Source organism: Collimonas fungivorans, assembly GCF_028292705.1.
Classification (GTDB): Bacteria; Pseudomonadota; Gammaproteobacteria; order Burkholderiales; family Burkholderiaceae_D; genus Collimonas; species Collimonas fungivorans_B.
Window position 1 is genome coordinate 1 of sequence record NZ_JAQGLV010000411.1, and the last position, 4,841, is coordinate 4,841.

A 4,841-nucleotide genomic window follows, 5' to 3' on the forward strand; every position below is an offset into this window, starting at 1 on the left:
CGGCCCGTGGGGCTTCAACCTGTCGAGCACGCATCAAAGCAAGCAGTTCGCCGATAACGCCAACACCATCGCCGAAAGCGCGGACGGCAGCAATGGCGAGATTCCCGGCTTCCGCACCTGGAATACCCAGCTCGACTGGAAAGTCCCGGGCGCCAAAGGCTTCGACATCCTGGCCGGCGTCAACAACCTGACCGACAAACGTTATTACACTCGCAACGTCGACGGCAACGCCGGGCGCATGGTCGGCGCACCGCGCATGGTGTACGTGCAAGGACGCTATGCGTTTTAAATGTTTTAAATGGACTGTCATATAGCGGCAGTTGCCGCATGCAGCGCAAAAATGGAAGCCCGGTCCCGGCTTCCATTTTTTTTGTCGAGGAAACCCTCCTCCTGTATTGCCCAGGCTTTCGGTTACCATGCAAAACAACAACATCGATCGCGGCAAGCGACAGGAGACAAAGATGCAAGAAAAGGTGATTACCCTGGCGACGCCGGTATTCTTTTTATTGATATTCATCGAGCTGGCCGTAGGCCTGCTGCGGCAGCGCAATACCTACCGCCTCAACGATGCGATCAACAGCATCAGCCTGGGCGTCCTGAGCCAGGTTAGCGGCGTGTTCATGCAAGTGCTGCGGATCGGCATCTACGCCTGGCTGGTGAGCCACATCGGGCTGTTCAAGCTGCCGGCCGACAGTCTCTGGGTATGGCTGTCCGGCCTGCTGCTCTACGACCTGTGCTACTACTGGCTGCACCGTTGCGGCCATGAAGTCAACGTCTTGTGGGCAGCCCACGTAGTGCACCACCAAAGCGAAGACTACAATCTTTCCACCGCCCTGCGCCAGACCAGCAGCGGCCCGTTCCTGAGCTGGATCTTTTATGTGCCGATGGCCGTGCTTGGCTACCCGGTGGAGGTGTTTGCCGCCGTGGCCCTGATCGACCTGCTGTACCAGTTCTGGGTGCACACCCAGCAGATAGGCAAGCTGGGATGGCTGGACCGGGTGCTGGTGACGCCGTCGAACCATCGCGTGCATCATGGCGTCAACGATATTTACCTGGACAAGAATTACGGCGGCATCCTGATCCTGTGGGACCGCCTGTTCGGCACCTTCATCGAAGAGCGCGACCAGGACCCGGTGGTGTACGGCACCCGCAGCCCCCTGCGCAGCTGGAACCCGGTCTGGGCCAACTTCGAAGTCTATAAAGTCCTGTGGCTGGATGCCTGGCGCGCGCAGCGCCCGGGCGACAAGTTGCGGGTCTGGCTGAAGGCGCCGGGCTGGCGTCCGGCCGACGTGGCGGCAAAATGGCCGGGCACGCCTTTCGATATCGCCCGGCCGCTGTATCATCCGCAGCTGAGCCTGGCCGCCCAGATCTACTGCTTGGTGCAATTCACCATCGTGCTGCTGGTCACCACCCACTTCCTGGCGGCGCAGGTGGCCATGTCGTGGCCGCTGGGGCTGGCTTACGCGGCCTGGCTGGTGGCAGGGCTATGGATAGTCGGCGGCCTGATGGAGATGCGTCCGCGCCATGTCACCTTTTATGTCGCCCTGGAAGCATTGCGCCTGGCCGCAACCGGCGCCGGGGCGGTGATCGGCAAAGTCTGGTTTGGTGGGGTATCCTTGTCACCGCTGCTGCAGGGCGCCGTCATTACCATATCGCTGGTGTCGATGATCGCCCTGTGGCTCATATTTAAACGCTTCTCGACAATGCATGGACATCTTTCTCATCAGTGACAACCAGGTCAGCCAAAGCAAGGAAATACCAGATACCGTACCGGTCAAAGGTTTCCTCTGGATCGACGCCACCCACGAAGAAGTAGGCGCCGATCCGGAAGCCTGGCGCAACGCCATTACGCTTGCCACCGGCGTGCAGATCTACGATCCGCACATGACGGATACGCTCAACCCCAACCATCCTTCGTATTTCGATTCAACCCAGGATTACGGCATGGTGGTGTTTCGCAAGCTGGTGCTGAACGGCAACGGCAATCCTCGCACGACTGAAAACGGCGTCCCGATTGCCGCCGACAAGATTGCTGCGCCACCAGCTGCGGCTCCAGAAAGCGAAGTCAGCAAACGCCGGATTCCCGCAGCCTTGAGCAAACTGGCGACGCAGCCGGTGACTTTCCTGATCATGGACCATGCGCTGGTCACCGTCCATGAACGCTCCAGCCGCACCATCGACGCGGCGCGCGCGCGTCTGCTGGACCTATGCAACAAGACTGAAAAGACGCCGCACTCGACACGTCCGCCGACCTCGCCGGAAGATCTGCTGCTGCGCCTGATCAACGCCATGGTCGACCAGTACCTGGACCTGCGCCAGCCGCTGACGACGCAACTGGACCGCTGGCAGCGCGCGCTGCTCGATCCGCGCCGGCCGTTCAAGGACTGGATGGCGCTGCTGGATGCGCGGATTGAATTGCGCAAGCTGGAAAACCTGTGCGAAGAACAGCACGACGCCATGCAGGAGCTGCGCGACTACTTCGTCGACATCGACGACGGCGTTGAAATCAGCCGCGCCAAGGACTTGCTGCTGGTGCGCATCAACGACGTGATGGAGCATATAACGCGGGTTCTGAACCACGCACGGCGGCTCGAATCGTCGATCGAATCGGCAGTGCAGATCCATTTTTCCGCGGTCGCCCATCGCACCAACGAGATCATGCGCACGCTCACTGTCATTACTGCGCTGTTCATGCCGCTGACCTTGATCACCGGGATTTTCGGCATGAACTTCAACGAAATGCCGCTGCTGAAAAACAATGCCGGATTCTGGATCACGATGGGCAGCATGGTGGTGATCGTGGTCGGCATGCTGGTGTTCTTCCAGCGCCGCCGCTACCTGGAGAGCCAGGCGCTGGAACGGCGCTGAGCAGTCTCCTCCGACAATAAAAAGCCCCGTTCTCGACGGGGCTTTTTCATTTTCCGGTCTTGCAAACCGGCGGTTAAATCAGTCGCGGTTAGGCTGCGGAGTCAGGCGCAGATAAGGGCGGATCGCCTTGTAACCCTTAGGGAATTTCTGTTTCAGGACTTCGGGATCCTGCAGCGATGGAACGATCACCACGTCTTCCCCGTCCTTCCAGTTGCCTGGTGTCGCCACCGAATAATTATCGGTCAGCTGCAAGGAATCGATGACACGCAGGATCTCGTCGAAATTGCGCCCGGTGCTGGCCGGATAGGTGATGATCAGGCGCACTTTCTTGGCCGGATCGATCACGAACAGCGAACGCACGGTGGCCGTCGCGCTGGCGTTCGGATGGATCAGGTCATATAGTTCGGACACCTTGCGGTCGGCATCGGCGATGATGGGGAAATCAACCACGGTGTTTTGCGTTTCGTTGATATCCTTGATCCATTCCTGATGCTTGTCGGCAGGATCCACGGACAGTGCGATCACTTTGACGCCGCGCTGTTCAAACTGCGATTTCAGCTTGGAAGTCAGGCCGAGTTCGGTAGTGCAGACCGGCGTGAAGTCGGCCGGATGCGAAAACAACACCACCCATGAAGCGCCGGCCCAGTCATAGAAATTGATCTTGCCGAGCGAAGAATCCTGCTCAAAATCGGGGGCAACGTCGCCGAGGCGTAAAGTCATTTCAGTCTCCTTTGGATTGCATGGGGGGATTGCGTGAGGATTGCAAAAACGCATCGAACTAAAACTATAGCCCTACGGCGGCCACAGCCTAAAGAATTTTATCGACTATCTACATAACCTCAGGTTAGATACAAAACGGCCGCAATAGTTTATAAGCTGCCGCCTAAAACCGTGCAATATAGCAATCAGCTATTCAGAACCGACAACGATCGCAAGAACTTATCAGCGTCCTGGTAGCCAATAACCCGCCCCTGAGGCACTTCCCGCCCTTGCCCGTCAAAAAATATGATGCCGGGCGGGCCAAACAGATTGAAACGCTTGAGCATGGCCTTGTCGTCCGCGTTGTTGGCGGTGACGTCGATTTGCAGCAATATCATTTCGCCGAAGCGCGCTTGCACCCGCGGGTCGGTGAAAGTGAATTTTTCCATTTCCTTGCACGATACGCACCAGTCGGCGTAGAAATCCAGCAATGCCGGTTTGCCATTGGTCTGGGCCAGGGCCGCGTCCAGCTCGGCCACCGATTTGACTCGGATAAATTGTGTATGCGCGCTTTGCTGCGCTCCTCCCAGGTGCGCCAGCGGCGCCAGCACATCGCGCCCGCCGCTGATGCCGCCAACCAGCTGCACCACGCCGCACACCATGAACACCACGCCGAATGCCTTGGCAAACCAGGCAGACGACCTGCCCCACAGCAAGAATGCGCCGTAGCCTATGCCGAGCGCCGCCCAGCCCAGCATCTGCGCCAGCACCGGAATCACCGGCGCCACCATCCACAAGGCCACCGCCAGCATCAACACGCCAAAGAACCGTTTCACCGATTCCATCCAGGCGCCGGCGCGCGGCAACAGGGAGCCGGCAGAAATGCCGACCAGGATCAAGGGCACGCTCATGCCGACCGCCATCGCAAACAACGCGCTGCCGCCGATCACCACATCGCGGGTCTGGCTGATATACACCAGGGCGCCGGCCAGCGGCGCCGCTACGCATGGTCCGACAATCAAGGCCGAAATCGCGCCCATCACAAACACGCCGATCAGCTTGCCGGCTGATTGCTGGCCGGAAGCTTGCGTCAACCTGGTCTGGAACGCGGCCGGCAGCTGCAGCTCATAGAAACCGAACATGGATAGCGACATCAGCACCATCAGCAAAGCGAATGCCGACAGCACCCAGGGATTCTGCAGGGTGGCGGCCAGGCCCTCGCCAGCCAGGCCGGCGGCAACCCCTAGCGCGGTGTAGACCAGCGCCATCCCCAG

4 protein-coding genes and 1 pseudogene are annotated in these 4,841 nt (G+C 59.4%); 3 read left to right on the plus strand and 2 right to left on the minus strand.

Annotated features, from left to right (window positions below):
- The 3 genes and pseudogenes from JWQ61_RS21795 to JWQ61_RS21805 form a co-directional block, all read left to right on the plus strand.
- A pseudogene (locus JWQ61_RS21795) lies at positions 1-289 on the plus strand (TonB-dependent receptor); the annotation flags it as partial.
- Positions 290-461: 172 nt separating this feature from the next.
- Positions 462-1,730 carry a sterol desaturase family protein gene (locus JWQ61_RS21800; protein ID WP_304362366.1) on the plus strand — a complete coding sequence of 423 codons (1,269 nt, stop codon included), beginning with the start codon at positions 462-464 and terminating at the stop codon, positions 1,728-1,730.
- Positions 1,708-2,868, plus strand: coding sequence for a magnesium transporter CorA family protein (locus JWQ61_RS21805; RefSeq protein ID WP_304362367.1), 1,161 nt, complete (start codon positions 1,708-1,710; stop codon positions 2,866-2,868). Before JWQ61_RS21800 ends, JWQ61_RS21805 begins: the two co-directional genes overlap by 23 nt.
- 78 nt (positions 2,869-2,946) lie before the next feature.
- Here the strand turns inward: JWQ61_RS21805 and JWQ61_RS21810 are convergent, their stop codons facing one another.
- Complete coding sequence (locus tag JWQ61_RS21810) at positions 2,947-3,588, minus strand: peroxiredoxin (protein ID WP_304362368.1); 642 nt, start codon at positions 3,586-3,588, stop codon at positions 2,947-2,949.
- Positions 3,589-3,773: 185 nt separating this feature from the next.
- The coding region (gene dsbD / locus JWQ61_RS21815) for a protein-disulfide reductase DsbD (RefSeq protein ID WP_304362369.1) at positions 3,774-4,841 on the minus strand (1,068 nt) is incomplete at its 5' end.